This window comes from Lysobacter panacisoli (assembly GCF_009765165.1).
In the GTDB taxonomy this organism is placed as follows: domain Bacteria; phylum Pseudomonadota; class Gammaproteobacteria; order Xanthomonadales; family Xanthomonadaceae; genus Lysobacter_J; species Lysobacter_J panacisoli.
In genome coordinates this window covers 1,560,922-1,587,868 of the sequence record NZ_VLNU01000001.1, presented here as the reverse complement: position 1 = coordinate 1,587,868, position 26,947 = coordinate 1,560,922, and the positions used below count along the sequence as shown (strand labels likewise).

General features: G+C 67.7%; 19 protein-coding genes. 4 read left to right on the top strand and 15 right to left on the bottom strand.

The window, feature by feature from the left end; all coding sequences use genetic code 11:
• Window positions 1-127 precede the first annotated feature (127 nt).
• Window positions 128-4,453, top strand: a complete 4,326-nt coding sequence (locus FOF45_RS07530) for an ATP-binding protein (protein WP_158983533.1) — start codon at window positions 128-130, stop codon at window positions 4,451-4,453.
• 42 nt (window positions 4,454-4,495) lie between these two features.
• Here FOF45_RS07530 and FOF45_RS07525 read toward each other — a convergent pair whose 3' ends face one another.
• The 8 genes from FOF45_RS07525 to FOF45_RS07490 form a co-directional block, all read right to left on the bottom strand.
• Window positions 4,496-5,161, bottom strand: a complete 666-nt coding sequence (locus FOF45_RS07525; RefSeq protein ID WP_158983530.1) for a sensor histidine kinase — start codon at window positions 5,159-5,161, stop codon at window positions 4,496-4,498.
• Entirely contained in the window at window positions 5,158-6,867 is a 1,710-nt protein-coding gene (locus FOF45_RS07520) for a response regulator (protein ID WP_158983527.1), read from the bottom strand. Before FOF45_RS07520 ends, FOF45_RS07525 begins: the two co-directional genes overlap by 4 nt.
• Window positions 6,864-12,410 (bottom strand): HAMP domain-containing protein, encoded by a 5,547-nt coding sequence (locus FOF45_RS07515; RefSeq protein ID WP_199244455.1) that lies wholly within the window; start codon window positions 12,408-12,410, stop codon window positions 6,864-6,866. Before FOF45_RS07515 ends, FOF45_RS07520 begins: the two co-directional genes overlap by 4 nt.
• A gap of 69 nt (window positions 12,411-12,479) precedes the next feature.
• Window positions 12,480-13,433 (bottom strand): lysylphosphatidylglycerol synthase domain-containing protein, encoded by a 954-nt coding sequence (locus FOF45_RS07510; protein ID WP_233264082.1) that lies wholly within the window; start codon window positions 13,431-13,433, stop codon window positions 12,480-12,482.
• Window positions 13,430-14,668 carry a cardiolipin synthase ClsB gene (gene clsB / locus FOF45_RS07505; protein ID WP_158983521.1) on the bottom strand — a complete coding sequence of 413 codons (1,239 nt, stop codon included), beginning with the start codon at window positions 14,666-14,668 and terminating at the stop codon, window positions 13,430-13,432. The genes FOF45_RS07510 and clsB overlap by 4 nt, the downstream gene beginning before the upstream one ends.
• A complete protein-coding gene (locus FOF45_RS07500) occupies window positions 14,665-15,408 on the bottom strand; it encodes an endonuclease/exonuclease/phosphatase family protein (protein WP_158983518.1) in 744 nt (247 codons plus the stop codon). Before FOF45_RS07500 ends, clsB begins: the two co-directional genes overlap by 4 nt.
• A gap of 140 nt (window positions 15,409-15,548) precedes the next feature.
• Window positions 15,549-16,583: an NAD(P)H-dependent flavin oxidoreductase gene (locus FOF45_RS07495; RefSeq protein WP_158983516.1), complete on the bottom strand. Its 1,035-nt coding sequence runs from the start codon at window positions 16,581-16,583 to the stop codon at window positions 15,549-15,551.
• Between the two features lie 275 nt (window positions 16,584-16,858).
• A complete protein-coding gene (locus FOF45_RS07490) occupies window positions 16,859-17,098 on the bottom strand; it encodes a hypothetical protein (RefSeq protein ID WP_158983513.1) in 240 nt (79 codons plus the stop codon).
• Between the two features lie 121 nt (window positions 17,099-17,219).
• On the opposite strand from FOF45_RS07490, the gene FOF45_RS07485 reads away from it, so the two are divergent.
• On the top strand, window positions 17,220-18,620 hold the full coding sequence (locus FOF45_RS07485) for an amino acid permease (protein WP_158983510.1): 1,401 nt from the start codon (window positions 17,220-17,222) through the stop codon (window positions 18,618-18,620).
• A gap of 55 nt (window positions 18,621-18,675) precedes the next feature.
• Here the strand turns inward: FOF45_RS07485 and FOF45_RS07480 are convergent, their stop codons facing one another.
• From FOF45_RS07480 to glnA, 5 genes are all read right to left on the bottom strand, one after another.
• A complete protein-coding gene (locus tag FOF45_RS07480) occupies window positions 18,676-20,124 on the bottom strand; it encodes an ammonium transporter (protein ID WP_199244454.1) in 1,449 nt (482 codons plus the stop codon).
• 181 nt (window positions 20,125-20,305) lie between these two features.
• Complete coding sequence (locus FOF45_RS07475; protein WP_158983504.1) at window positions 20,306-20,644, bottom strand: P-II family nitrogen regulator; 339 nt, start codon at window positions 20,642-20,644, stop codon at window positions 20,306-20,308.
• A 24-nt stretch (window positions 20,645-20,668) separates the two neighbouring features.
• Window positions 20,669-21,427, bottom strand: a complete 759-nt coding sequence (locus tag FOF45_RS07470; RefSeq protein WP_158983501.1) for a TorF family putative porin — start codon at window positions 21,425-21,427, stop codon at window positions 20,669-20,671.
• A 182-nt stretch (window positions 21,428-21,609) separates the two neighbouring features.
• A complete protein-coding gene (locus FOF45_RS07465; protein WP_158983498.1) occupies window positions 21,610-22,065 on the bottom strand; it encodes a GNAT family N-acetyltransferase in 456 nt (151 codons plus the stop codon).
• Between the two features lie 79 nt (window positions 22,066-22,144).
• Window positions 22,145-23,554: a type I glutamate--ammonia ligase gene (gene glnA, locus FOF45_RS07460; RefSeq protein WP_158983495.1), complete on the bottom strand. Its 1,410-nt coding sequence runs from the start codon at window positions 23,552-23,554 to the stop codon at window positions 22,145-22,147.
• 300 nt (window positions 23,555-23,854) lie between these two features.
• On the opposite strand from glnA, the gene FOF45_RS07455 reads away from it, so the two are divergent.
• Both FOF45_RS07455 and FOF45_RS07450 read left to right on the top strand, forming a co-directional pair.
• Entirely contained in the window at window positions 23,855-24,709 is an 855-nt protein-coding gene (locus tag FOF45_RS07455) for an undecaprenyl-diphosphate phosphatase (RefSeq protein WP_158983492.1), read from the top strand.
• Between the two features lie 85 nt (window positions 24,710-24,794).
• The gene (locus FOF45_RS07450; RefSeq protein WP_158983489.1) at window positions 24,795-25,628 is read left to right on the top strand and encodes an META and DUF4377 domain-containing protein; all 834 of its coding nucleotides are present in this window, start codon (window positions 24,795-24,797) and stop codon (window positions 25,626-25,628) included.
• Window positions 25,629-25,650: 22 nt separating this feature from the next.
• On the opposite strand, the gene FOF45_RS07445 is transcribed toward FOF45_RS07450, so the two are convergent.
• Both FOF45_RS07445 and FOF45_RS07440 read right to left on the bottom strand, forming a co-directional pair.
• Entirely contained in the window at window positions 25,651-26,178 is a 528-nt protein-coding gene (locus FOF45_RS07445) for an RDD family protein (RefSeq protein WP_158983487.1), read from the bottom strand.
• An 81-nt stretch (window positions 26,179-26,259) separates the two neighbouring features.
• Window positions 26,260-26,886, bottom strand: a complete 627-nt coding sequence (locus FOF45_RS07440; protein WP_158983484.1) for a YbhB/YbcL family Raf kinase inhibitor-like protein — start codon at window positions 26,884-26,886, stop codon at window positions 26,260-26,262.
• Between the last annotated feature and the right edge of the window lie 61 nt (window positions 26,887-26,947).

The window sequence follows — 26,947 nt, the reverse complement described above, 5'->3', positions numbered from 1 at the left end:
TGCCGCACTTGCGATCCTCCTGCATGTGGATCGCGCATCGACCGCGAAGTCAGGTTCGGAACCGTCCGATGGTGCGTGATGGGTGCCGGGTCTACGCTGGTTCTTCCCGTTTTTCGCGATAACCGCCATGCCGTTTGCGTCAGGCCAGTCGTCCCGGTTCCGCGATCGCCTGCGGGCCGTGCTTGGCGCGCTGTTCCTGCTGATGGCACACATCGCGACCGCGCAGACGTATCCGGCGGCGGCGCAGCGGACCCTCGCGCTCTCACCGTCCGAGGAAGCGTGGCGGCAGGCGCATCCAGTGCTGCAGGTCGGTGTCTTCGCTGGCGACCACATGCCGCTGGAAACCTGGCACGGCGGCCAGCCCGAAGGTCTCGGCGTGGATTACCTGCGACTGCTCGCAGGCCGCGCGGGCCTGCAGCTGGAGTTCCACCCCTACACCGACTGGGGCGCGATGGCGTTCGGTCCCGAGCCCATCCCCTACGACCTCTTGCTCGCGCAACCGATCTCCTCGCAACGGCTGGAGCACTTCCATCTCCTGCGTCCGTTCGTGTCCGGCTATCCGGTGCTGGTCGCGCGCAAGGGCGACCTGCAGATCCGCAGCGTGGATGACCTCGCGAACGCGCGCGTCGTGCTCGAACGGCGCTTCCGGCAAGGTGCGGTGGAGTTCGATCGCCGCTATCCGGATGCGACGCTTCTGTTCGCCGACGACGGGCGACAGGCGCTGGAGATGGTCGCGCGCGGTGAAGCCGACGCGTACATCGGACTCATCGCCTCGCGCACGGCGGCGCTGCTCAGTCGGCGTCCGACGGCGGACCTGGTGATGATCGACATGCTCGACAGCCCGCGCATCGATATCGCCCCGGCCGTACGGCGCGATCGCAACGAACTGACGGCGATCCTGCGCAAGGCCGAGTCGACGATCAGCGACGACGAAGTGGCGCGGCTGCGATCCCGCTGGGGCGCGGCCGACGAGCGTCCGCAGTCCGCTCGCGCAGTGGCCGGCGCGAGCGCCGCTCCCCGCCCGACGCTCACGGCGAAGGAACAGGCGTGGCTGGCGACATTGCCGGTCCTGAAGATCGGTTACGAGATCGACCGTTACCCCTACAGCTTCGCCGACGGCCAGGGCGAATTCGACGGCCTCGCCGCGGATTACGTCCGCCTGCTGCAGAAGCGGACCGGGCTGCGTCTGCAGCTGATACCCGCGGACGACTGGAACAGCCTGCAGCGCATGGTGCTCGCGCACGAGGTCGACCTCATCGCGGTCGGCAGCCCGAACGATCTGGACAGTCGCGAGATGGGCTTCAGCCAGCCCTACGAGTACTTCCCTGAAGTGATCGTCGCGCGCCTGCAGGGTCCACCGATCGCTGGCCCGCAGGATCTGGCGGGCAAGGTCGTGGCAGTGCGCGACGAGATCGGGTTGATCGCGCGACTGCGCGCGCTGCTGCCGAAGGCGAGGCTGCATCCTGTCGGCAGCAACGAGGTCGGCCTCGGCCTGGTCGCGGACGGCAACGCCGACGCCTACATCGGCACGCTGCCCGCCATCGATGCGCTGATCCGCAACCGTTACGCCGCCGAACTGCGTGTGGTCGGCCCGGCGGGACTCGATGTCGAACTGGCGATGGGCGTGCGCCGCGAGCACGACGCCCTGCTGCCGGTGATCGATCGCGTCTTCGGAGGCCTCGGCGAGGGAGAGCGCCAGGCAATCCGCGCGCGCTGGCTGACCACTGCCTACGTGTACGGCCTGCCGTGGCGGTGGGTGATCGCCGGCACCATCGTCACGCTGCTGGTGCTCGGCGCGATCGGCCTGGCCTACATGCGCCTGCGTCGCGCATCCGAAGCGCGGGCCAAGGCGGAACTCGCGCTCGAAGCGCAACTCGGCTTCCAGCAGGCATTGCTGGAAACCATTCCCTATGCGGTCTTCGTCAAGGACCAGGACGGACGATACCTCGCCGTCAATCGCGCGTACGAGACGATGTTCGCCTGCACGCGGTCGGATCTGCTTGGCCGCACGCTGATCGAGAACTGGCACCTGCATTGCGACGACCTCGAAGGCCTCCACGAGGAAGACATGGCGTTGCTGCGCTCGGGTGAGAGCGCGCGTCGCGAGCTGGTTGTCCACCCCGACCACGCGCACGCTGAAACGCGCCATACGATCCTGTGGTTGCAGCCCTTCCGGCTGGAGGACGATTCCTCGCGCCTGCTCGGCACCATCGTCGACGTGAGCGACATCAAGAACGCCGAGGCCCGCGCACGCGCATCGGAGCAGCGCCTGTCGGACATCACCCAGGCGATGCCCGGCACCGTCTACCAGTTTCAGGTCGACGCGCGCGGATACCGACGCTTCAGCTACCTTGGCGGCGACGTCATGGGGATGCTTGGCGTTTCCGCCGGGGAACTGCTCCGCGACGAAGCCGTGGGATTCGCGCGCGTCCATCCGGACGACCAGGGCCCGCTCCGGCAGACAATCGAACGGGCGGCTTCCGAACTGAAGCCCCTTCCAGCGTTCGACTTCCGCGTCCTCGTCGGCGAACGCTGGCGCTGGTTGCGCACCGAGGGCGGCGCGCCTCGCCCGCTACCCGGCGGTGGAGCCGAATGGAGCGGGTACTGGGTCGACACGACGCAGGCCCACGAGCAGGCACAGGCCTTGAGCGACGCCAAGGTGCAGGCCGAATCGGCCACGGCGGCCAAGAGCATCTTCCTCGCTTCGATGAGCCACGAGATCCGCACGCCGATGACGGGCGTGCTCGGAATGGTCGAGCTGCTCTCGCACACGCCGCTGGACGCCGAGCAGTCCGGCATGGCGATCATGGCGCGCGACTCGGCGAAGGCGCTGCTGCAGATCCTCGACGACATCCTCGACTACTCGCGCATCGAATCCGGTCGGCTGGTGATCGAGGACGCCGAGTTCGACCTGCGCGAGCTGGTCGACAGCATCGCGGGGCTGTTCGCTGCGCGCGCACGCGAAGGCCAGCTGCGCTTCTACTCCATCCAGGACTGGCGCCTCGCGGGTGCGTTCCGCGGCGACGCCACCCGCATCCGCCAGGTCGTGACCAACCTGCTGAGCAATGCGCTCAAGTTCACCGAACACGGCCATGTCGTTCTGCACACGCGCCTGCTCGGCGAAACCGGGGACGAACAGCACGTGCGGATCGAAGTGGTCGATACCGGCATCGGCATCGCACCGGAGAACCTCGCGCGCCTGTTCCAGGCCTTCACCCAGGCGGAGGCATCCACAACGCGCCGCTTCGGCGGCACCGGTCTGGGCCTGTCGATCAGCCGTCGCCTCGCGGAGATGATGGGCGGCACGTTGCATCTTGAAAGCACGCCGCAGGTGGGAACACTGGCGGCGTTCGACATCCGCCTGCCGGTGGCGGGCCCACTGCGCACGGTGACGGAGTTCGAAGGCCGCAGCGTGGTGGTGTGCGTGCACGACGAACTGCGCGCACAGGAAATCAGCAATGGTCTGAGTTCGTTCGGCTTCAGCGTGATGGAAATGGAAGCGTCGGACCTGGCCGACGTCGCCGCCGACGAAGCGGACCTGTTCGTGGTCGACGTCGATATCGACGCGCCCTGTCTCTCGCTCGGGCCGTGCCTGCGCGTGGCCTCGAACGCGGACACGCATCCGCCCGCATCCGCCGCCCAGGCCCGCGTGTTGCGCGGCAATCCCGAGACGATGCGCCATCTGCTGGAAAGTTGCCGCCTCGCGCTGGGGCTGCCGGCACACGCGACGGCGTCGATGCAACCGGTCGTGGCGCGGCAGCACGCGCGCATCCTCGTCGCCGAGGACCATCCGGTGAACCGCGCCGTCATCGCACGCCAACTGGAACGGCTCGGCTACGCGCACACCCTGGTCGAACACGGCAAGGCCGCCCTGGCGGAACTGCAGCGCGCCCACTACGACCTGCTCATCACCGACTGCCACATGCCGGTGATGGACGGTTATGTCCTCACGCGGCGCGTACGCGAGACGGAGGGCAACGGCGCCCGCTTGCCGATCATCGCGCTGTCGGCCAGCGCCTCGCCCGAACAGGTCCATCGATGCCGCGAGGCCGGCATGGACGACTTCCTGGCCAAGCCGATCCAGATCGACGCGCTCGCGACAAAGCTCTCCGCACTGCTGAGCACATCGGTCACCGAATCGGTGTATGTCGAATCGAGCCGGCCGCAGGCCGAACTCGACCGCCTCCTCGCCGTATACGGCAGCCGCGACGACGTGAAGCGGATGCTCGAGGACCTCGTCGCCATCAGCCGCCAGGAGCTGGACGAGCTGGATCGCCTGCTGGCGGGCAACGACGAAGTGAAGCAGCGCGAACTGCTGCACCGGATCGAAGGCGCATTGACCCTGATCGTAAGCGACGCCGGCACCGATACGGACGATTCCGATCCGCACCAGCGACGCGACGCGATCGCCGACAAGTTGCGTCGCGTCGAGGCGATCGTGTCCGCGCTCTAGTCGCTCCGCTCGACGCGGCCCCGTCGGCGCAACTCGCCGACGTCAGGCCGGCTTCTGCGTCAACGGCAGCGTCAGCACGACGTGGGTGGCACCATCCTCCGTCGCCTGCGTGCGCAGTTCGCCGCCGTGTCCGCTGGCGATCGCACCGGCGATCAGCAGGCGCAGGCCAAGACCGTCGCCCAGCGGCGCGGGCTGCGGCTCGGTGAACAGCGTGTCCACCGTCGCGCCTGCGAGTACCGCCGGACTGATGCGCCCCGACAGCCGGATCGCCTCGGCGTCGCTTTCGACGGTCGCACTGCCGGCCGTCGCGCCTTCCTCGGTCGACGACAGCAGCCAGAAGAACGTGGTCAGCAGGTTCGCCAGCCGCGACGCGTCGCCTTCGAGCGTCACGTTCTCGCTGTCGCCGGCGTAGTGCACGTCGACGGCCGCGGCGCCAATGCCGCGACTGGCCTCGATCAGCAGCGCCAGGTCGATCGGGCCGCGACGCGTGAGCAGGCGACCCTGGTCGGCGCGAACCCAGTCGCCGATCTCGTCGATCATCCCGGTGAGCCGGCGGATCTGGCGATCGACGAGGTCGAACAGTTCATCGCGCTCGGCGCCGTCGGCACTGCCGTGGCGCAGCAGGAACAGGGCGGACTGGATCGGCGCAAGCGGGCCGCGCAGGTCGTGCGCCCACTTGCTCATCCAGGAAGGGCTGTTGCCAGTCATGGTGCATGGTCCTCCGCGAACGGGCGGGCGCCCCTTCGACAGATGTCGGTAACGGCCTGAATGTCCGGTGGTTTAACCAGATGGTGGTCGAACCCGGCCGACAGCGTGCGCTGGCGGTCCTCCGGCTGGCCCCAGCCGGTGACCGCGACGATCACCAGCCGCTCGCCGACGCATCCGCGCAACGCACGCGCGACTTCATAACCGCTGCGGCCCGGCATGCCCAGGTCGAGGAACACGATATCCGGCGTGAAGCTCGCGACGTGATCCTCGACCGCGGCCGGATCGTAGATCGCATGCGCGTCGTGGCCGAGCAGGCGCAACATCATCGCGAGCGTGTCGGCCGAATCGCGGTTGTCGTCGACCACCAACACGCGCCGTTGCGCTAACTCCTGCGTCGCCTGCGGCGTGGCGGCATGCGGCGCACGCGGCGCGGGAAGCTCACCGCCGCGCGGCAGGCGCAGACGGAACGTGCAGCCGTGGCCAAGCCCTTCGCTCTGCACCTCGATGCGGCCGCCGTGCATTTCGACCAGCCGCTGCACGAGCGTCAGGCCGATGCCGAGTCCGCCGCGCGAACGTTCCACCGTCGTGTCCACCTGGCGGAACATCTCGAACACCACCGCCAGTTCTTCCGGTGCCAGGCCGATGCCGGCATCGGTCACCCACACTTCGATGTCACCGTCGTGCACGTTCGCGCCGAGCTCGATGCGTCCACTTGGATCGGAGTACTTCGCGGCGTTGTTGAGCAGGTTGGCGAACACCTGCGACAGGCGCGCGTGGTCCGCATCCAGCGGCACCGGCGCTTCGGGCAGGTGGACCTGCAGGTCGTGCCGGCCTTCCTCGATCAGCGGGCGCGCGGTATCCACCGCCGCGGACACGACGTCCTGCAACGTGGTTGCGGCTCGGCGCAGGGTCAGCTTGCCGCGAGTGATGCGTGCGATATCGAGCAGGTCGTCGATCATCCGCACCAGCAGCGACAACTGGCGTTCCATCATCGCCAGCAGCGGATCGCTGTCGCCCGACTCGCGCAGGCGGCGCACGGCCAGCGCGTTCTGCAACGGTGCCAGCGGATTGCGCAGCTCGTGCGCGAGCGTGGCGAGGAATTCGTCCTTGCGCTGGTCGGCCTCGCGCAGGCGCGCCTCGGCGCGGACACGCTCGCGGTTCTCGGCCTGCAGTTCGCGATTGCGCAGTTCGAGCTTGGCGTTGGCTTCGCGCAGCGAGGCGTTCAACCGTTCCAGCTCGCGCGTGTTCTCCTGCTGGAGCGCGTCGTGCGCGGCCTCCAGGCTGGCGTTGGCTTCCTGCAGTTCGCGCCGCTTGCGGTGCAGTTCGGCCAGCACCGATACCTTGGTGCGCATGATCTCCGGGATCACCGGCACCATCACGTAATCCACCGCGCCGAGCTTGTAGCCGCGCAGGCGGTCGAGGTCGCTGATGTTGACCGCGGTGACGAAGATGATCGGCGTGTTCTCGAAGCGCGGATGCTGGTGGATCAGCGTCGCCGTCTCGAAGCCGTCCATCAGTGGCATGTTCACGTCGAGCAGGATGACGGCGTACTCGTCCTCCATCAGAAGCTTCAGCGCCTCGACGCCCGAGTGTGCGTCCACCAGCTCCTCGCCCAGCGGTTCCAGGATGGTGCGATAGGTCAACAGCCGGGCCGGCTGGTCGTCGACCAGCAGGATCTTCACCGGTGCGGGCGCGATCGCGTTCAACGCTGCAACCACTGACGCAGCACGCCGAGCAGCTGGTCGGTGACGACCGGCTTGGCGAGGTAGTCGGACGCGCCGGCTTCCAGGCACTTCTCGCGATCGCCCTTCATCGCCTTGGCGGTGAGCGCGACGATCGGCAACGTGCGGCGATCCTGGCGCGTGCGGATCTCGCGCATCGTGTCGTAGCCGTCCATGCCCGGCATCATGATGTCCATCAGCACCAGGTCGAGGTCGGGCATCTCGCCGACCTTCGTGATGGCGTCGCGGCCGTTGCCGGCGGTGTGGACGCTCATGCCGTGGCGTTCGAGCACGCTCGACAACGCGAAGATGTTGCGCACGTCGTCATCGACCACCAGCACTTTCTTGCCGCGCAGGCCTTCGTCGGACTCGTGCAGGCTGCGCACCATGCGCTGCTTGGCCGGCGGCAGGTTGCCGATCACGCGGTGCAGGAACAGCGCGGTCTCGTCCAGCAGGCGCTCGGGCGATTCCACGCCCTTGAGCACCACGCTCTTGGCGACGCGGCGCAGGCGCTCGTCTTCCTCGGCGGTCAGGTCCTTGCCGGTGAACACCACGATTGGCACCGCGCGCAGGTACTCGTCGGCGTGGATGCGGTCGAGCAGCTCGAAACCGCTCATGTCCGGCAGGCGCAGGTCGAGCACGGCGCAGTCGTAGTGGCCTTCGTGCAGCGCCTCCATCGCTTCTTCGCCGGTACCGACGGTGTCGATCACGATGTCGTCGTGGCGAAGCAGCTCGACGATGCTGACGCGCTCGTTCGCATCGTCCTCCACGACCAGCAGGCGCTTCACGCGCGGCATCGCGTAGGCCTTAATGCGCTCCAGCGCCTCGCCGATGGTTTCCGATGAGGACGGCTTGGCGAGGTACGAGAACGCACCGCGTTCGATGCTGTGGTGGCGGCTTTCCTCGACGGTCACGATCTGGACCGGGATGTGGCGCGTGGACGCGTCCTGCTTGAGTCGCGCCAGCACGGTCCAGCCGAGCATGTCGGGCAGGAAGATGTCGAGCGTGATCGCGGTCGGTCGGTACTCGCGCACCAGCCGCAGGGCTTCGTCGCCGCGTCCCGCCAGCAGCACCTGGAAACCGCGCGAGCGCGCCATGTCGCGCAGCACCGACGCGTAGTGCGCGTCATCCTCGACGATCAGCAGCGTCGGCACTTCCGAGATCAGGTGTTCGCGGTCGTCGTCGAGCTTCTCCTGGCCTTCGGTCGCGCCAGCGACGTGCTCGGCCGGCATCGGCAGTTCGACCCGCACTCGACTGGAATCGCGCGCGATGTTGCGGTCTTCGCTGCTCACGTAGTTGAGCGGCAGGTACAGCGTGAACGTGCTGCCCTCGCCCTCGGCACTGTTGAGCTTGAGCTCGCCGCCGAGCAAGCCGGCGATTTCGCGACTGATCGCCAGGCCCAGACCGGTGCCGCCGTATTTGCGCGCGGTACCGGCGTCGGCCTGCTGGAACGCTTCGAACACGATGCGCTGCTTGTCCGGCGAGATGCCGATGCCGGTGTCGGTGACTTCGATCGCGACGACGACGGGCGCGCGCGACAGCACCGAATGGCTTTCGCTCCAGCCGCGCGTGACCGGTCGCGCGCGCAGGTTGACGCTGCCGTGCTCGGTGAACTTGAAGGCGTTCGACAGCAGGTTCTTGAGGATCTGCTGCAGGCGCTTGGGATCCGAACGCAGCGTCGGCCCGAGTTCCGGCGAGAAGTCCAGGCCGAAATCCAGCTTGCGCCGCTCCGCTTCGTGGCGGAATCCGCGCTCGAGGTTTTCGCGCAGCAGCGAGAAGCTGATCGTCTCGATGTCGATGGTGACCGTGCCGGACTCGATCTTCGACAGGTCGAGGATGTCGCTGATCAGGTGCAGCAGGTCGGTACCGGCGGCGTGGATGGTCTTGCCGTACTCCATCTGCCGGTCGCTGAGGTTGTCGTCCGGATTCTCGGCCAGCTGCTGGCTCAGGATCAGGATGCTGTTGAGCGGCGTGCGCAGCTCGTGCGACATGTTGGCGAGGAATTCGGACTTGTAGCGCGAGGTCTGCGCGAGCTCGGCCGCCTTTTCCTCCAGCGCGCGTCGCGCCTGCTCGATCTGCAGGTTCTTCTGCTCCACTTCCGATTTCTGCGCGGCCAGCAGCGAGGCCTTGAGCGCGATTTCCTCGTTGGTCTGCTGCAGTTCGTCCTGCTGCGCCTGCAGCTCGCCGGCGAGCTGCTGCGACTGCGAGAGCAGGCGCTCGGTGCGCATCGTCGCCTCGATGGTGTTGAGCACGATGCCGATCGAGCCCGACAGCTGTTCGAGGAAGGCACGCTGCGAGGGCGTGAACTCGTGCAGCGAGGCCAGCTCGATCACCGCCTTGACCTGGTCCTCGAACAGTACCGGCAGCACGATCACGCTGCGCGGCACCGCCTGCAGCAGGCCGGACTGGATGCGCACCTCGTGCGTGTCCATGTTCTCCAGCAGGATAAGCCGCGCCTGCGCGGCGCACTGGCCGACGAGGCCTTCGCCGAAATCGATCGTGCGCAGGTCGCCCTGACCGCTGTCGGCGTAACCGGCGAGCTGGCGCAGTCGCGGCGCCGCGCCATCGACGCCTTCGTCGACGATGTACATCACGCCCTGCTGCGCATCCACCAGCGGCGCCAGCTCCGAGAGCAGCATCTGGCCGAGGGTGAGCAGGTCGCGCTGGCCCTGCATCATCGAGCCGAACTTGGCGAGGTTGGTCTTCAGCCAGTCCTGTTCGCGGTTCGACTCGGTCGTTCCGCGCAGGTTGGCGATCATCGCGTTGATGTTGTCCTTCAGGTCCGCGACTTCGCCGCGCACGTCGACCTGGATCGATCGCGTGAGGTCGCCCTGCGTCACCGCGGTGGCGACTTCGGCGATCGCGCGCACCTGGTTGGTCAGGTTCGCCGCGAGCTGGTTCACGTTGGCGGTGAGGTCCTTCCAGATGCCCGAGGTGCCCGGCACCTTGGCCTGACCGCCGAGGCGGCCTTCCACGCCCACTTCGCGCGCCACCGTCGTTACCTGGTCGGCGAAGATCGCGAGCGTGTTGGTCATCGCGTTGATGGTGTCGGCCAGTTCGGCGACTTCGCCCTTGGCTTCCACGGTGAGCTTCTTGTGCAGGTCGCCGTTCGCGACCGCGGTCACCACCGCGGCGATGCCGCGCACCTGGGTGGTGAGGTTGGACGCCATCGTGTTGACGTTGTCGGTGAGGTCCTTCCACGTGCCGGCCACGCCCGGCACGCGCGCCTGGCCGCCGAGCTTGCCGTCGCTGCCGACCTCGCGCGCCACGCGCGTCACTTCCGCGGCGAAACCGTTGAGCTGGTCCACCATCGTGTTGAGGGTTTCCTTCAGCTGGAGGATCTCGCCCTCCGCGTCCACCGCGATCTTGCGCGAGAGGTCGCCGCGCGCCACCGAGGTCGCGACCTCGGCGATGTTGCGCACCTGCGTGGTGAGGTTGGACGCCATCGAGTTGACGTTGTCGGTGAGGTCCTTCCATGCGCCGGTCACGCCCGGCACCTGCGCCTGGCCGCCGAGCTTGCCTTCGGTGCCGACCTCGCGCGCCACGCGCGTCACTTCCGCGGCGAAACCGTTGAGCTGGTCCACCATCGTGTTGATGGTTTCCTTCAGCTGCAGGATCTCGCCCTTCACGTCCACCGCGATCTTGCGCGACAGGTCGCCCTTCGCCACCGCGGTGGTGACTTCGGCGATGTTGCGCACCTGCGCGGTGAGGTTCGACGCCATCGAGTTGACGTTGTCGGTGAGGTCCTTCCACGTGCCCGCTACGCCCGGCACCTGCGCCTGACCGCCGAGCTTGCCCTCGGTACCGACCTCGCGCGCCACGCGCGTCACTTCCGCGGCGAACGCTCGCAGCTGCTCCACCATCGTATTGATGGTGTCCTTGAGTTCCAGGATCTCGCCGCGCACGTCCACCGTGATCTTGCGCGAGAGGTCGCCGCGCGCGACGGCGGTGGTGACTTCGGCGATGTTGCGCACCTGCGACGTCAGGTTCGACGCCATCGCGTTGACCGAGTCGGTCAGGTCCTTCCACGTACCGGCGATGCCCGGCACGACCGCCTGGCCGCCGAGTCGGCCTTCGGTACCGACTTCGCGCGCCACGCGCGTCACTTCCGCGGCGAAACCGTTGAGCTGGTCCACCATCGTGTTGATGGTGTCCTTGAGTTCCAGGATTTCGCCGCGCACGTCCACGGTGATCTTGCGCGACAGGTCGCCCTTCGCCACCGCGGTGGTGACTTCGGCGATGTTGCGCACCTGCAGCGTCAGGTTCGACGCCATCGAGTTGACGTTGTCGGTGAGGTCCTTCCACGTGCCGGCGACGCCCGGCACCTGCGCCTGGCCGCCGAGGCGGCCTTCGGTACCGACTTCGCGCGCCACGCGCGTCACTTCCGAAGCGAAGCCGTTGAGCTGGTCCACCATCGTGTTGATGGTGTCCTTGAGTTCGCGGATCTCGCCGCGCACGTCCACGGTGATCTTGCGCGACAGGTCGCCGCGCGCCACGGCGGTGGTCACTTCGGCGATGTTGCGCACCTGCGAGGTCAGGTTCGACGCCATCGCGTTGACCGAGTCGGTCAGGTCCTTCCACGTACCGGCGACGCCCGGCACGATCGCCTGGCCGCCGAGCTTGCCTTCGGTGCCCACTTCGCGCGCCACGCGCGTCACTTCCGAAGCGAAGCCACGCAGCTGGTCCACCATCGTGTTGATGGCTTCCTTCAGCTGCAGGATCTCGCCGCGCACGTCCACGGTGATCTTGCGCGAGAGGTCGCCGTTGGCCACGGCGATCGTCACGTCGGCGATGTTGCGCACCTGCGCGGTGAGGTTGGACGCCATCTGGTTGACCGAGTCGGTCAGGTCCTTCCACACGCCCGACACGCCCTTGACCTTGGCCTGGCCGCCGAGGCGGCCGGCGGTGCCGACCTCCAGCGCCACGCGCGTGACCTCGGAGCTGAACTCGCCCATCTGTTCGATCATGCGATTGACGATGTTCGCCGAGCGCAGGAATTCGCCCTTGAGCGGACGCCCGTCGGCTTCCAGTGGGACGGTGCGGGTGAGGTCGCCCTTGGCCACGCCGGCCATCGCTTCGGACATCGCTTCGACCGGACGCACCAGGTCGTCGATCAGCGCGTTGACCGAATGTTCCATGCCGGCCCATTCACCCTGCCGGTTGGCCGGGACGATGCGCTGGCGGGTCTGGCCGTCGCGGCCGACCGCTTCGCCCACGCGCGACAGCTCCGCGGCGAGACGGCGGTTCTGGCTGACGATCTCGTTGAGGATGTTCGCGAGCCGGCCTTCGCTGCCTTCCCAGTTCAGCGGCAGGCGTACCGAGAAGTCGCCGGCGGCTACGGCATCCATCGCCTCGATGAGGATGTCGATGCGTTCGCGCGGCGGCAGCGCGGCGTTCGCACTCGCGTTGCGCGCCGGCTTGGCCGTTGTCTTCGTCGCCGTCCTGGCGGTGGTCTTGGCGGCAGGCTTCGCCGCGGCCTTCGCCTTGCTCCCCGCAGGCGGTCGGCGCGTTTTCGTTCCCGTAGTCACCTACATCCCCTCTTGCCACGCGGCTGCGGAAAATTTTCGGAGGTTATCGCACGAACAGTGACGGGGCGTTCACACCGATTGGCTTGATGAATGACGCCGTCCATCCGCCCGGGGCCGCGCTTCCAGCAACGCATTGCCCACGACGGCCAACAGTAACGGCCCCAGGTAGTAGAAGGCACGGTACGCGAGAAGTGCCGCGAGCAGCTGCGGCGCGGGGATGCGATGGCCCAGCAGCGCGATGAAAACCGCCTCCAGCACGCCGATGCCGGCCGGGATGTGCGCGACCGCCGAGGCCACCGCAGCCAGCAACAGCGTGCCCAGTACCGCCGTGTACGGCGTCCCGTGCGGCATGAGCACATGCAACAGCGCCGCCATCAGCGACCAATTGCAGGCCGCAAGCGCGAATTGCAGCAGGCCCAGCGGTACCGATGGCAGGCGGAAATGGTGTCCGCGCACATGGAATACGCGACCGTGCATGGCACGACAGGCAACGAGATAGAGCACACAGACCACCAGCATCGCGGCACCCAGCCACGGCAGCGCGCGTGCACCGAGGTGCCATTGCGGCGGCGCCACGACCTGCCCTGCGATGAACAGTCCGCCGGCCAGCAGCAGGTAGCCCAGCCAGTTGGTGCTGATGGTGAACGCCACGATGCGGCCGATCGTGCCGATGCCCAGTCCCGCGTGCATGTACAGCCGGTAGCGCAGTCCGGCACCGCCGACGAGTGCGCCGAGGTTGAGGCTGAACGCGTAGCAGGTCATCGAGATCGCCGTAGTCCGTGACGCCGGCAAAGTGTGGCGTGCGTAGCGGCGTGCGCCGAGGTCGTAGCATGCATACAGCACGTAGCTCGCCAGCGTGAGCGAGGCAGCGACGGCGAGTGTCGCCGCATCGTACGCGGCCAGTGCGGCGCGCACCTGCGACCAGTCCACCGCGCGCGCCTGGCGCACGAGCAGGTACGCGACCAACACGAGGAACGCATAGAACACCAGCCGTCGCAGCCAGCGCAAGCGCGGCCGGCTCATCGCGACGCCTGTACATCGGTCGGGCTCGCCTGCGGTGGCGATTCCGGCGGGGGCACCCGCGCGGTGTGCGGGGTGTGCGCCGGCAGCCAACCGGCCCATCGCGGGAATCGCCGCAGCACATGGAACAGCAGTGGTCGCGTCAGCGGCTGCCAGAAGCGCCCGCGCGGCACGCTGGTCGGATCGATCGCGCGGCAGTGGTTCTCGATCAGGCGATCCAGTCGCCCGCGCAGCTCGCGCGCGAAGTCGCGATCGCGCACGAAGACGTTGGCTTCTAGGTTGAGCGAGAAGCTGAGCGGGTCGAGGTTGCTCGAACCGACCGTGCTCCATTCGCCATCGATCACCGCGACCTTGCCGTGGAACGGCCGCTCGCAGTACTCGTGGACGCGCACGCCTGCGTCGACGAGGTGTCGGTACAGCACGCGCGCCGCCATCAACGCCAGCGGCGTGTCGGGTTCGCCCTGGAAGATCAGGTGTACTTCGACACCGCGCTTCGCCGCGGCGCGCAGGTCGCGCAGGAACCCGTAGCCCGGGAAGAAGTAGGCATTGGCGATGACGATGTCCTTGCGCGCGGCGCGGAAGGCTTCGCGGTAGGCCTGTTCGATGCTGCGCGAGCGACGGCCGTTGTCGCGGGTGACGAAGCACGCATGTGCATCGCCGACGGGCTCGCCGTCGACTGGTTCCGCCGTCGACCAGCGCTCGCCCGTGCCGCGCGTGGCGATGGCGTGGCGCATGAAGGCGACGATGTCCGCCACCACAGGCCCTTCCACCTCGACCGCGTAATCCTGCTTGGCGGTCGGGCCGAAGTCGGCGAGATGGTCGGCCGAGTAGTTGATTCCGCCGACGAAGGCGGTCGTTTCGTCCACCGCCACCAGCTTGCGGTGCATGCGCCGGAACACGTTGAGGCGGATGCCCATCAGCGTCGGCTGGCGGTCGTACAGCCGTAGCGTCGCGCCCGCCGCGGTGAGTGGCGCGAGGAACTCTTCCGACAAGTCCGGCGAGCCGTACGCATCGACCAGGAAATGCACGCGCACGCCACGCTGTGCGGCGCGCAGCAAGTGCTCCTGCAGTTCGATGCCGACCTTGTCCTCGAACCAGATGAAGGTTTCCATCAGCACTTCGCGCTGCGCCGCGTCGATGGCCTCGAACACGCGCGCGAAGTACTCCTCGCCGTTCTCCAGAACGCGCACCCGGTTGCCCGCGCGCCAGCACGAATCGACCGCGCGGGTCCACTTCACGGCTCGACCCTCGCCAGCAAAGGCACGTGATCGGACAGGTGCGACCACGGTTTCGACGACAGTACCTGCGCGGCAGTGATGCGCAGGTTGCGCAGATAGATGCGATCGACCGGCAGCGTCGGCCAGCGCGACGGGAACGTGCGCGCGAGCCGACCGTGCATCACTTCGAAGGCTTCGATCAGGCCGCAGTCGCGCATCACCGGATGGCCGCGCGCGCGCCAGTCGTTGAAATCGCCGGCGACGATCAGCGGTGCGTCGGCGGGGATCTCGTCGCGCACGATCGCGCACAGCAGCCGGAGCTGGCGCTGGCGGTGCGATTCGCGCAACCCCAGGTGCACGCAGATCGCATGCACCTGCCGAGCATGGTCTGGCAGGCGCAGGATCGCGTGCAGCAGACCGCGCTGCTCATGGCCGTGCACGGAGACGTCGCGATTGGCGTGCGAGACGATCGGCAGCTTCGAGAGCAGCGCGTTGCCGTGGTGGCCGTGCGGGTACACGGCATTGCGACCATAGGCATGCTGGGTCCAGATCGAATCGGCGAGGAATTCGTACTGCGTCGCCTGCGGCCAGTCGGCGTGGCGGCGCGCATGCAGCGCGTGCTCGCCCAGCACTTCCTGCAGGAACACCATGTCGGCGGAAACGCCGCGGATCGCCTCGCGCAGCTCCGGCAGCACGAAGCGCCGGTTGAGGAGGTTGAAGCCCATGTGCATGTTGACGGTCAGGACGTTGATCGAGGCCATGCGGTCTTGCGCGAGTGATCCGGGCTCATTCTGCGTTGGCGTCACGGGCGGTCGCGTGAGGATGCGCGGGCGCGCGCGATCGATCGCGTCGATGGCCGCTGCACGCGCGCTTCACCGCGCTGAACCGTGGCGTTGACGGGTTACCTCAATCCTGCGGCGAGATCGCGCGAGAGTTGCGCGGCGGATACCGCTCGGCAACCGTCCACGTTCTGTCCCGCCCACAGTGGCGAGAAGTCGCCGCGGCCCTGCGCTTCGGCGCGTGTGCGCAGCGGCGCGACGGCCGTCGCGGCGAGCGGGAAGTCGGGGACGGGATGGTCGGGGCCGAGTTCGCGCATCAGCCGGTTGACGATGCCGCGCGCGGGGCGGCCGGTGAACAGGTGGGTGAGCGCGGTCGCGCGTGCACCGTCGCCCTGGAGTGCGTTGCGATGGACGGTGCTGGTCGTGGCTTCGTCGCACAGCAGGTAGGCGGTACCGACCTGCACGCCGGCCGCGCCCAGCGCGATAGCCGCTGCGACGCCGGCCGCATCGGCGATGCCGCCGGCCGCGATTACCGGCACGTCGATCGCGCGCACGATCTGCGGCAGCAGCGCGAACGTGCCCATCTGCCGGTCGAGATCGTGCGAGAGGAAGTGCCCGCGATGCCCACCGGCTTCCAGACCCTGCGCGATCACCGCGTCGGCACCGTGCGCCTCCAGCCAGCGTGCTTCTTCGACGGTCGTCGCCGACGACAGGACTTTCGCGCCGGTGGCACGCGCGCGCGCGAGCAGTTCCGGCGTGGGCAATCCGAAATGGAAGCTCACCACGGCGGGACGGAACGCTTCCAGCACCTGCGCCGCATCGTCGCTGAAGGGCGCGCGCGCCGGGCCCGACGGTGCGGCCTGCGCATCGACGCCGAGCTCGGCGTAGTACGGCGCGAGCGCCTGACGCCAGGCTGCGTCGCGCGCGGCATCGGGCGTGGGCGGCGCATGGCAGAAGAAGTTGACGTTGAACGCCCCGCCCGCAGCCTGCAGTCGCGCGAGCTGATCGCGCAGTGCATCGATGCCGAACGCCGCCGCCGGGAGCGAGCCCAGTGCGCCCGCGCCAGTCACCGCGATCGCCAGCGCACTGTCCTGCACGCCGGCCATCGGCGCCTGGACGATGGGCAGCTCGATGCCGAACAACTCACGCAAGGTCATGGTTCGATCCTCCGTGCCGGGATGATGGATCGCGGCAGGCCGATCCGGCGATGGATTGGCCATGCCGACAACTCCGGCAAAGCCGGCGATGCCGTGCGGTCGGCATGTCGGGGAACGACCGACGTCGCCTTCCGTTCTTCCCGACAGCGCTTCGACCGCCCCCTGTTCACACTGCGCGAGCCCCGGCGCCGAGGCCGATTCCCATCCCCTCGGACCTCCCCTTCCGAATCCCATCGGCTGCGACCCGGCGCCGGGGCGAAAACCTCCACGGACACTCAGGGCACCAGCAGCTGGCCGGGACGGTCGTCATCGTCGCGATAGCTCTCGCCGGTCAGCGCCAGCGCCACGGCCAACCGTTTCACCGCGTCGCATTGCGGCGCCTGCTCGTCGACGTCCCAGCTCGCGTCCTCGCCGTCGGGACCGATCAGCCGCAACACGCAGCGACGTGTGTCGGGGAACGGTCCGGCGGCTTCGATGCGCCAGCCCGGCGGCAGGGTCTGGGTGCGGATGTCCATCGCGCGCTCCGGTCGTGATGGAAAACCCTAGCGCGACGCGGGGAAGCGGCGCGTGAGGCGCGGCACAGGGCGCGGGCCACGCGACGCGGTATGGTGTGCGGCCTTCATCAGACCTGTCCCGATGCCCCAGCCCACGACTTCCGCGCGGACCGACAGCGCCAGCGATGCTTCGCAACTCGGCCACGCGCTCAAGCCGCGCCAGCTGATCATGATGGGACTGGGCAGCGCGATCGGCGCCGGCCTGTTCCTCGGCTCCGGCGTCGGCGTGCAGGCGGCGGGCCCGGCCGTGCTGGTGTCGTACCTGGTCGCCGGCGCGCTGGTGATCATCGTGATGAACGCGCTCGGCGAAATGGCCGCGGCGCGACCCACCAGCGGTGCGTTTTCGGTCTATGCCGCCGATGCGATGGGCGCGACCGCGGGCGCCACGGTCGGCTGGCTGTGGTGGGCGCAGCTGGTGATCGTGATCGCGGCCGAGTCGGTCGGCGCGGCTGGCCTGCTGTCGACGATCTGGCCCGGGATGTCGGTGCCGCTGGCTTCGCTGACCTTCATGCTGGTGTTCACCGCGATCAACCTGATGGGCGTGAAGAACTTCGGCGAGTTCGAGTTCTGGTTCGCGATCCTCAAGGTCGTCGCGATCGTCGCCTTCATCGTGATCGGCGCCGCGCTCGTGTTCGGACTGCTGCCCAACGTGGCGTCGCCTGGGCTGTCGAACTTCACGCCCGAAGGCGGTTTCGCGCCGAAGGGCTGGGCGGGCATCGGCGCGGCGCTGCTCGTGGTCGTGTTCGCCTTCGGCGGCACCGAGATCGTCGCCGTCGCCGCGGCCGAAACCGCCGATCCTTCGCGCAGCCTTGCGCGTGCGATCCGCACCGTGGCCTGGCGCATCCTAGTGTTCTACATCGGTTCGCTGAGCGTGATCATCGCGGTGGTGCCGTGGACCAGCGAGGCGCTGCGCTCACCGTTCGCGGCGGTGCTGGAAGCGGCGCGGATCCCGGGGGCGGCCACCGCGATCACCCTGATCGCGGTGATCGCGCTGTTGTCTGCGCTCAATGCCAACCTCTATGGCGCCTCGCGCATGATCTATTCGCTCGCCCAGCGTGGCGAAGCGCCGCGCTGGCTGGCGCGCGTGGACCGTCGCCAGGTGCCCGCGCTGGCCGTCATGTCGTGCGTGCTGTTCGGTTTCGTCGCGACCGTGCTGGAGCTGTGGTACCCCGACCGCGTGCTGCCGGTGCTGCTCAACATCGTCGGCTCGACCTGCCTGCTGGTGTGGACGATCTCGCTGCTCTCGCAGCTGATCCTGCGTCGCCGCGCGGACCGCGCCGGCACGCCGCTGCCGTTCCGCATGCGCGGCTTCCCGTGGCTGACGGTGTCGGCACTGGTGATCCTGGCGCTGATCTTCGGCCTGCTGCTGTCGTCGGCGCAGACACGCATGCAGTTCCTGTCGATGGCCGCTCTGACCGCGGCGATCGCGATCGCGAGCGAGACCGCGCGCCGCATCCGCAACAAAAAACGCGCGACGGGTTGACCGTCGCGCGTTGCCGCGGCGTGCGCGGGGAGGGGTTCGCACACGCCGCCGTGCCTCAGTTCTCGTACGCGGATTCCCCGTGCGAGGTGATGTCCAGGCCTTCGCGCTCCGCGTCCTCGGCCACGCGCAGGCCGACCGTGTACTTCACGATCAGGAACGAAACCAGCGCGACCACGCCCGAGACGACCACCGTCACCAGCACGCCCTGCAGCTGGATCCACACCTGCGAGGCGATGCTGTAGTCCGGCAGCGCGGTTTCGGTGACGTAGTCCCAGATGCCCGCGCCGCCCAGCGAGGGCGATGCGAACACGCCGGTGAGCAGCGCGCCGAGGATGCCGCCGACGCCGTGCACGCCGAACACGTCGAGCGCATCGTCCGCACCGAGCAGGCGCTTGAGTCCGTTCACGCCCCACAGGCACACCACGCCGGCCAGCGCGCCGATGATCAGCGCACCGCACAGGCCGACGAAGCCTGCAGCCGGCGTGATCGCGACCAGTCCCGCGACCGCGCCCGACGCCGCGCCGAGCATCGACGGCTTGCCCTTGCTGATCCATTCCAGCGCGGTCCAGCCCAGCACCGCGGCGGCAGTGGCGAGGAAGGTGTTGACGAAGGCCTGTGCGGCCACCGCGTTCGCTTCCAGCGCCGAACCCGCGTTGAAGCCGAACCAGCCGACCCACAGGATCGACGCGCCGACCATCGTCTGGGTCAGGTTGTGCGGCTTGATCGCTTCACGCCCGTAGCCCACGCGCTTGCCGATCACGTACGAACCGACCAGGCCAGCGATCGCGGCGTTGATGTGCACCACCGTACCGCCGGCGAAATCGAGCGCGCCCTTGGCGAACAGGAATCCCGACTGCGCGAGCACGCCCGGCACCGCGTCGTTGCTGGTGAACGCATCGGGCCCCGGGAAGAACCACACCATGTGCGCCATCGGCGTGTAGGCGAAGGTGAACCACAGCACGGTGAACAGCATCACGCCGGCGAACTTCACGCGCTCTGCGAACGCGCCGACGATGAGCGCGCAGGTGATGCACGCGAACGCGCCCTGGAACACGAAGAACACCAGTTCCGGGATGTACACGCCCTTGGTGAAGGTCGCGCCCATCGCCGTCGCGTCCAGGCCCTTGGCGAACAAGCGGTCGAAGCCGCCGATGAAGGCATTGCCCGACGTGAACGCCAGCGAGTAGCCGTACAGCGCCCACAGCACCGCCACCAGCGAGAACACCAGCAGGCACTGGATCAGCACCGACAGCACGTTCTTGCTGCGCACCAGTCCGCCGTAGAACAGCGCCAGGCCCGGCAGGGTCATGAAGATCACCAGTGCAGAGCACACCAGCAACCAGGCGACGTCGCCCTTGTTAGCGACCGGTGCGGCAGCGGCGGCGGCTTCCTGCGCGAATGCGAGGCCTGGCGTGGCCAGTACGAACAACGCGGCGAGACCCGCGAGGCGCGGTTTGCGCAGCGCGTCGATGGCGCGCTGCCGGTCCGGGCGGGAAAGCGCCATCGCCCCGGATCCGTCATCCCCGCGAAGGCGGGGATCCATCTTTGAGTGCATCACGTTCGGGGCTCCTTCGTTCTGCTCGGTTGAGGTGACGTTCGCGCTGGGTTCCCGCGTGCGTGGGAATGACGGCTCGACACCGTTCGGTTCGCTGGTGAGTGGGACTGGACGGTTCATGTCGCCCTCCTCACAACGCGTCGTCGTCGAGCTCGCCGGTGCGGATGCGCACCGTGCGCTCGAGCGATTGCACGAAGATCTTTCCGTCGCCGACCTTGCCCGTACGCGCGGCATTGGCGAGCGCCTCCAGTGCGGCCTCCAGCGTGGCCTCGGCCACCGCGCATTCGACCTTCAGCTTGGGCAGGAAATCGACGACGTATTCGGCGCCGCGGTAGAGCTCGGTGTGGCCCTTCTGGCGGCCGAAGCCCTTCACTTCGGTGACGGTGATGCCGGACACGCCGACTTCGGTGAGCGCTTCGCGCACCTCGTCGAGCTTGAACGGCCGGATGATCGCGGTGATCAGTTTCATCTCGCAGCTCCGTGTGGATGGGTGTCAGAAGGTCTTGGTGAGGGTGAGCACCACCGTGTTGTCGCCCAGGAAGTTGTCGTGGACGTTGGTGTAGAACGCCTCTTCGGCGTCGGTGTCGGTGTACGCCAGGGCGACGGCGAAGCCGCCTTCGAAGGTCTTGGTCACGCCGACCTTCCAGTCGAGGTACTCGAAGTCCTCGTTGTTCTCGATCCACTGCTTGCCGGCGTGCGCGTTGAGCGTCCAGGTCGGAACGAATTCCCAGTTCACCGCGGCATCGAGATAGCCGCTGCCGTCCGAATCGGCGTAGCCGAACAGGTCGGTGACGGCGTAGGAGTACTTGGCGGCGAACACGCCCGCGGTGATGCCGACGTAGATCTCGCCGGTGTCGGGGCTGTTGAAGCCGGAGGGATAGTCGCCGGGATACCAGTAGTACAGCGCGCCGACGTCGTAGCCGAACGTGTCGTTGAACTTGCCGCGGTAGCCGCCGTAGAAATCCAGCTCCACGCTGTTGGAGATGTCGTTGTCGGGCACGGGCGTGTCGGACAGCCAACTGACGTTGCTGCCCCACGTGCCGACGTAGAAGCCGCTATCGGCGGCGTATTCAACACCGGCCTGAAGCGCCGGTTCCTGGTTGTTCTGCGAGATGCCGCGGAAGATGTAGTCGCTGGTCAGCGAGACCGAGCCGGCGACGCCGGCGTGTGCGGAGGCCATCCCCAGGCCGCACAGGGCGGCGGAGACGAGCGAAGCGGCGACGAACTTGTTTGCATTGGTGCGAGACGACATGACGCAGGCTCCTCATAAGCGGTGGCCCCTCCCCGGTCATTGCTTCGTGCTCTTGCCACGCGGGCGTCGTTTCGTCGTTCCCGCGCGTTCTTCGGAGACGCACTCGCCTTGCGGCGGGCGCAGCCCGTCGTTTTCGTTTCCCTCTCTCTGGTTGTCGTGGTGGTACTGCGCCGTGCTTGTGGCTACACGGCCCGCGTCATGAAGACGCTGTTCGGGTCCTGCCTGTAATCCGCGAACGGACCACACAGTGCGAAACCGAAGCGCGCGTACAGCGCGCGCGCCGGTGCGAAGCCCTGCATCGAGCCGGTTTCCAGACTCAACTGCCGGTAAGCGCGACGCCCGGCTTCGGCGAGGATGTGCTCCAGCAATCCGGCCGCCACCCCCTTGCGGCGGTGCCTGGATGCGGTGCGCATCGACTTGATCTCTCCGTGCACGCCATCGAGCTGCTTCAGCGCGCCACAGCCGACGAGTTCCCCGCCCTCCCATGCCGACCAGAAGGTGATCCGCGGATCCCGCAGACCGTCGAGGTCGAGCGCGTGGATGCTCTCCGGCGGAGACAGAAGCGCCATGCCCTGCAGGTGCTCCTGCAGCAGCGCGACGACATCGGGATGGTCGAGACCGCCGGTGCGGATCTCCATCGCGAATCTCCGTGGGAACCCGGAAAGCAGGGTGCGGAACGAACGCGGCCCGGAGCATTCGCCCCGGGCCGCGGATGGATCAGATCGTGTAGTACATCTGGTACTCGAGCGGGTGCGTCGCCGCGCGGAAGCGCGTGACTTCCTGCATCTTCAGCGCGATGTAGCCGTCGATGAAGTCGTCGGTGAACACGCCGCCGGCCTTGAGGAAGTCGCGATCCTTGTCGAGCGCTTCCAGCGCCTGGTCGAGGCTGTGGCACACGGTCGGGATGTTCTTCTCTTCTTCCGGCGGCAGGTCGTACAGGTCCTTGTCGCTCGGCGCGCCCGGGTCGATCTGGTTCTTGATGCCGTCCAGGCCGGCCATCATCAGCGCGGCGAAGACCAGGTAGCCGGAGTTCATCGGATCCGGGAAGCGGATCTCGATGCGACGGGCCTTCGGGTTGGCGACGTACGGAATGCGGCACGACGCCGAGCGGTTGCGGGCCGAGTAGGCCAGCATCACCGGCGCTTCGTAACCCGGCACCAGGCGCTTGTAGCTGTTGGTGGTCGAGTTGGCGAAGGCGTTGATCGCGCGGGCATGCTTGAAGATGCCGCCGATGTACCACAGCGCCATCTGCGACAGGCCGCCGTAGCCGTCGCCGGAGAACAGGTTCACGCCGCCCTTGGCCAGCGACTGGTGCACGTGCATGCCGCTGCCGTTGTCGCCGACGATCGGCTTGGGCATGAAGGTCGCGGTCTTGCCGTTGCGGTGGGCGACGTTCTTGATGACGTACTTCATCGTCAGCAGTTCGTCGGCCTTCTTCACCAGCGAGTTGAACTTGGTGCCGATCTCGCACTGGCCGGCGTTGGCCACTTCGTGGTGGTGCACTTCCACTTCCATGCCGACCTGTTCCAGCGTCTTGCACATCTCGGCGCGGATGTCGTGCAGCGAATCCAGCGGCGCGACGGGGAAGTAGCCGCCCTTCACCATCGGACGGTAGCCGGTGTTGCCGCCGTCGTACTCACGGCCGGAATTCCAGTGAGCTTCTTCCGAGTCGATGTGGAAGAAGGTGTGGCCCATGTCGTTGGCGAAGCGGACCGAGTCGAAGATGAAGAACTCGGGCTCCGGACCGAAGAAGGCCTGGTCGGCGATGCCACTGGCCTTCAGGTAGGCCTCGGCGCGCTTGGCGACGCCGCGCGGATCGCGCGAATAGGCCTGCATGGTGGCCGGGTCGAGGATGTCGCAGGTCAGCACGAGGGTCGGATCGGCGGTGAACGGATCCAGGAACGCGGTGCTGGCGTCGGGCAGCAGCACCATGTCGGACTCGTTGATGCCCTTCCAGCCGCTGATCGAGGAACCGTCGAACATCTTGCCGTCCTCGAACAGGCTCGGCTCCACGATCGACTTCGGGAAGGTGACGTGGTGCTGCACGCCACGCATGTCCACGAAGCGCAGGTCGACGAATTCGACCTTGTGGTCCTTGATGAGCTTTTCTACGTGTTCGATCGACATGGGAACTCCGGGATGTGATTCGGGGATTTCGGGATTCGGGAAAGCCGGCCGCGGGGGCGGTGACTGTCTTGGATGACGCACAGGTCGTGCCAACTTTCACACGCTCGTAACGCATTGATTCTTCTCGGCTGCGCGACAGTGTCGCGGCCGAACTGCACCTTATTGGTGCAATGTGACCGTTGCATGCATCAACCCGGTGCACACGTGGCCATCCGGTATGCTGCGCCGTTTCGCGCATGCGCGCAGCAGCACCGCCGCGCGTTCGCGCAATCCGACACACGAACAGGCCCTCCCGCTCCCATGACCGAACTGCTCGCCGCGTTGCTCCTGGGCATCATCGAAGGCATCACCGAATTCCTGCCGATTTCCAGCACCGGCCATCTGCTGATCGCCGAGCGCTGGCTGGGCCATCGCAGCGATCTGTTCAACATATCGATCCAGGCCGGCGCGATCCTCGCGGTGGTGCTGATCTACCGCCAGCGACTGTGGGACCTGGCGATGGGCTTCGTCGGCCGCCGCGCGCTCGCCGAGCACAGTCCGGCCGGCATGCCGTTGGACGCGACGCAGGCGCGCGACTATGCGTTCAAGCTCGCCGTGGCATTCGGCGTGACCGCGGTGCTGGGCGTGATCGTGAAGAAGCTCGGCTTCGAATTGCCCGATGAAGTGACGCCGATCGCGTGGGCGCTGGTGCTGGGCGGCGTGTGGATGATCGCGGCGGAGCATTTCGCGGCCAAGCGCGCGGCCGTGCTCGGCGAGCGAGCGACGATCACCTGGACGGTGGCGATCCTGGTCGGCATCGCGCAGGTCGTGGCCGGCGTGTTCCCGGGGACTTCGCGCTCAGGCGCGACGATCTTCGTGGCGCTGCTGGCCGGTACCACTTCGCGCGCGGCAGCGACGGAGTTCGCGTTCCTGGTCGGCATCCCGACGATGTTCGCGGCGACGGCCTACGAGCTGGTCTCGGTCCTGCACAACGGCGAAGCCGCGCACGAGGACTGGACCGCGCTGGGCGTGGCCTTTGTCGCCTCTGCGATCACCGCCTTCATCGCGGTGAAGTGGCTGCTGCACTACATCCAGAGCCACCGTTTCACGGTGTTCGCGATCTACCGCTTCGTGCTCGGCGCAGCGCTGCTGTACCTGGTTCCAGCCGGAAGCTGAATACCGGCGTGACGGCGGCTCGCGCGCCTTCACCCCGTCCTAAGCGTTGGTTCGTTTCCATGAGTCGCCTTTTCAGGAGACACCCATGAAGCGACTCGCCCTTCTCACCCTGTCCGTGGCGCTGGCCACCGCGTGTTCGCGCGCCCCGGAAACGCCGCCGGCCGCGGAACCCGCCGCCACGCCCGCGGCGGCGACACCCGCAACGACCACCGTCGATGCGGCGATGCTCAGCGCGTACCACTGGAAGCTCGATCAGGCCGTGGACGCGAAGGGGCAGCGCATCGAGTCGCTGTTCGCGCGCGCAGACAAGCCGGTGCAGCTGGATTTCCGCGACAACCGGATCGGCGTCGCCAACACCTGCAATCGCATGGGCGGCGGCTACACGCTGGAAGGCGAGCGTCTCACCGTCGCCGACCTCGCCTCGACCCTGATGGCCTGCGCGGATCCGAAGCTGATGGCGCTGGACCAGGAAGTCGGCAAGCGCCTGCAGGGTCCGCAGACGGCCGCGCTGGCAGGCGGCGAGTCACCGACCCTGACCCTGACCGGTGCGGGCGGCGACGTGCTCACCTTCCGCGGCGAAGCCACCGCCGAAACGCGCTACGGCGGCGCGGGCGAGACGGCGTTCTACGAAGTCGCGCCCGAAACCAAGCCGTGCAGCCATCCGCTGATCCCGGACAAGCAGTGCCTGCAGGTGCGCGAAGTCCACTACGACGCCCAGGGCCTCAAGACCGGCACGCCGGGCGAATGGCAACCGCTGTACCAGGACATCGAAGGCTTCGAACACGTCGCCGGCACGCGCAACGTCGTGCGCGTGAAGCGCTATGCGATCAAGAACCCACCGGCCGACGCACCGTCGACGGCGTACGTGCTCGACATGGTGGTCGAGTCGGAGCTGGTGAAGGACGCGCCGCGCAAGTAACGCCGCGCATGGCCTGTCGCCGTCAGGAGGCGGCGACGGGTTCGGATCCGGATGCGGCGACCGCCATCGCCGGAGCCACGCGCAGCACCACATATGTGTCCGCCAGCGAATCGTGCCAGCCACGGATGCGGCTGTCGTCGCTCATCAGCACCGAAAGCGCGTCGAACGGAATCAGCCGGCACATGCTGCGCAGGAGCGCGTGGCGGAGGAGGATCCGATGCCCGCGCTCATCGACGACGCGCGTGCCGGTCAACAGCTTGCCCAGCGTGACGCCGAACAGGCCTTCCATCGCCATGTAGTAGCCGAGGTAGAGCGGCAGGCAGGCCAGTTGCTCCGTGACCAGGGTCAGGCCGTCGAGCCACGCGACCACCGCGCTGGAACCGAACGCGTACAGCAGGGCGAAGACAAGCGCGCCCAGCATCATGATCACGATCTTGTCGATCAGCCAGTTGAACAGTCGACGCCAGCGACCGGCGATGTGGAACGACCGCGGTGCGCCGGCGTTGTCGGCCACCACGGCCTTCGGCGCGGCATACGGAAGGTCGTCCATGTTGTCAGCGCGTGGGCCGCGATGGCGGCCATCCCCGCGCTCGATCCTACCCGCTTCACCTGCAGCGCAGGGTTGGCAGCATCAGCCCTTGACCGACGGATTGAGCGAGTACGTACCCTGCAACGCGGCTTCGTCGATCACGTGCCCGTGCATCGCCTTGAAGACGTCGGTGGCGGTGAAGCGCGCGGGCAAGTCCAGCCGTTCGACGTCGAGTGCGAACAGACGGAAGAAATAGCGGTGCAGGCGCAGGTCGTTCGGCGGCGGGAACGGGCCGTCGTAGCCCTTCCAGTCGCCGTCCATGTCGGCGTTGCCCGCGAACCAGCCCGTGTAGTCGTTGACGCCCTGGCGCGAACCGGCCGGACCGGACGGCGCCTGCTTGCCATGCGGGACTACGCCGTCGCTGCAGCTGCCGGCGGCGATCTCGCGCACGTCGGCGGGAATGTCGGCCATCGCCCAGTGCACGAAATCGCAGCGCGGCTGCTCGGACGGGATCAGCACGCCTTCCTTGCCGACCATTTCCGGCACGGTCGGCACGTCCGGATCGATGCATACCAGCGCGAAGGATTTCGTACCGGCGGGCACGTCGTCCCAGGCCAGGTGCGGATTGCGGTTCGGCGCGAAGCCGAAACCATCCGCGGTGGCCTGGCCGGCGGCGAAATCGGCCGGGATGCGTTCGCGGTGCTGGAAACTCTGGCTGCGGATCTGCATGGTCGTCTCCGTTCTTGATCTTGCGCGGACGTCGAGCACTACCGCCTTCGCCCGCATCCGG

Coding starts and splice junctions, on each gene's coding strand:
- FOF45_RS07495 (WP_158983516.1), bottom strand. CDS start 16,583: ATGACCTTGCGTGAGTTGTTCGGCATCGAGCTGCCCATCGTCCAGGCG.
- FOF45_RS07450 (WP_158983489.1), top strand. CDS start 24,795: ATGAAGCGACTCGCCCTTCTCACCCTGTCCGTGGCGCTGGCCACCGCG.
- FOF45_RS07510 (WP_233264082.1), bottom strand. CDS start 13,433: ATGAGCCGGCCGCGCTTGCGCTGGCTGCGACGGCTGGTGTTCTATGCG.
- FOF45_RS07465 (WP_158983498.1), bottom strand. CDS start 22,065: ATGGAGATCCGCACCGGCGGTCTCGACCATCCCGATGTCGTCGCGCTG.
- FOF45_RS07445 (WP_158983487.1), bottom strand. CDS start 26,178: ATGGACGACCTTCCGTATGCCGCGCCGAAGGCCGTGGTGGCCGACAAC.
- FOF45_RS07525 (WP_158983530.1), bottom strand. CDS start 5,161: ATGACTGGCAACAGCCCTTCCTGGATGAGCAAGTGGGCGCACGACCTG.
- FOF45_RS07455 (WP_158983492.1), top strand. CDS start 23,855: ATGACCGAACTGCTCGCCGCGTTGCTCCTGGGCATCATCGAAGGCATC.
- glnA (WP_158983495.1), bottom strand. CDS start 23,554: ATGTCGATCGAACACGTAGAAAAGCTCATCAAGGACCACAAGGTCGAA.
- FOF45_RS07475 (WP_158983504.1), bottom strand. CDS start 20,644: ATGAAACTGATCACCGCGATCATCCGGCCGTTCAAGCTCGACGAGGTG.
- FOF45_RS07480 (WP_199244454.1), bottom strand. CDS start 20,124: ATGGCGCTTTCCCGCCCGGACCGGCAGCGCGCCATCGACGCGCTGCGC.
- FOF45_RS07490 (WP_158983513.1), bottom strand. CDS start 17,098: ATGGACATCCGCACCCAGACCCTGCCGCCGGGCTGGCGCATCGAAGCC.
- FOF45_RS07485 (WP_158983510.1), top strand. CDS start 17,220: ATGCCCCAGCCCACGACTTCCGCGCGGACCGACAGCGCCAGCGATGCT.
- FOF45_RS07530 (WP_158983533.1), top strand. CDS start 128: ATGCCGTTTGCGTCAGGCCAGTCGTCCCGGTTCCGCGATCGCCTGCGG.
- FOF45_RS07440 (WP_158983484.1), bottom strand. CDS start 26,886: ATGCAGATCCGCAGCCAGAGTTTCCAGCACCGCGAACGCATCCCGGCC.
- FOF45_RS07500 (WP_158983518.1), bottom strand. CDS start 15,408: ATGGCCTCGATCAACGTCCTGACCGTCAACATGCACATGGGCTTCAAC.
- FOF45_RS07470 (WP_158983501.1), bottom strand. CDS start 21,427: ATGTCGTCTCGCACCAATGCAAACAAGTTCGTCGCCGCTTCGCTCGTC.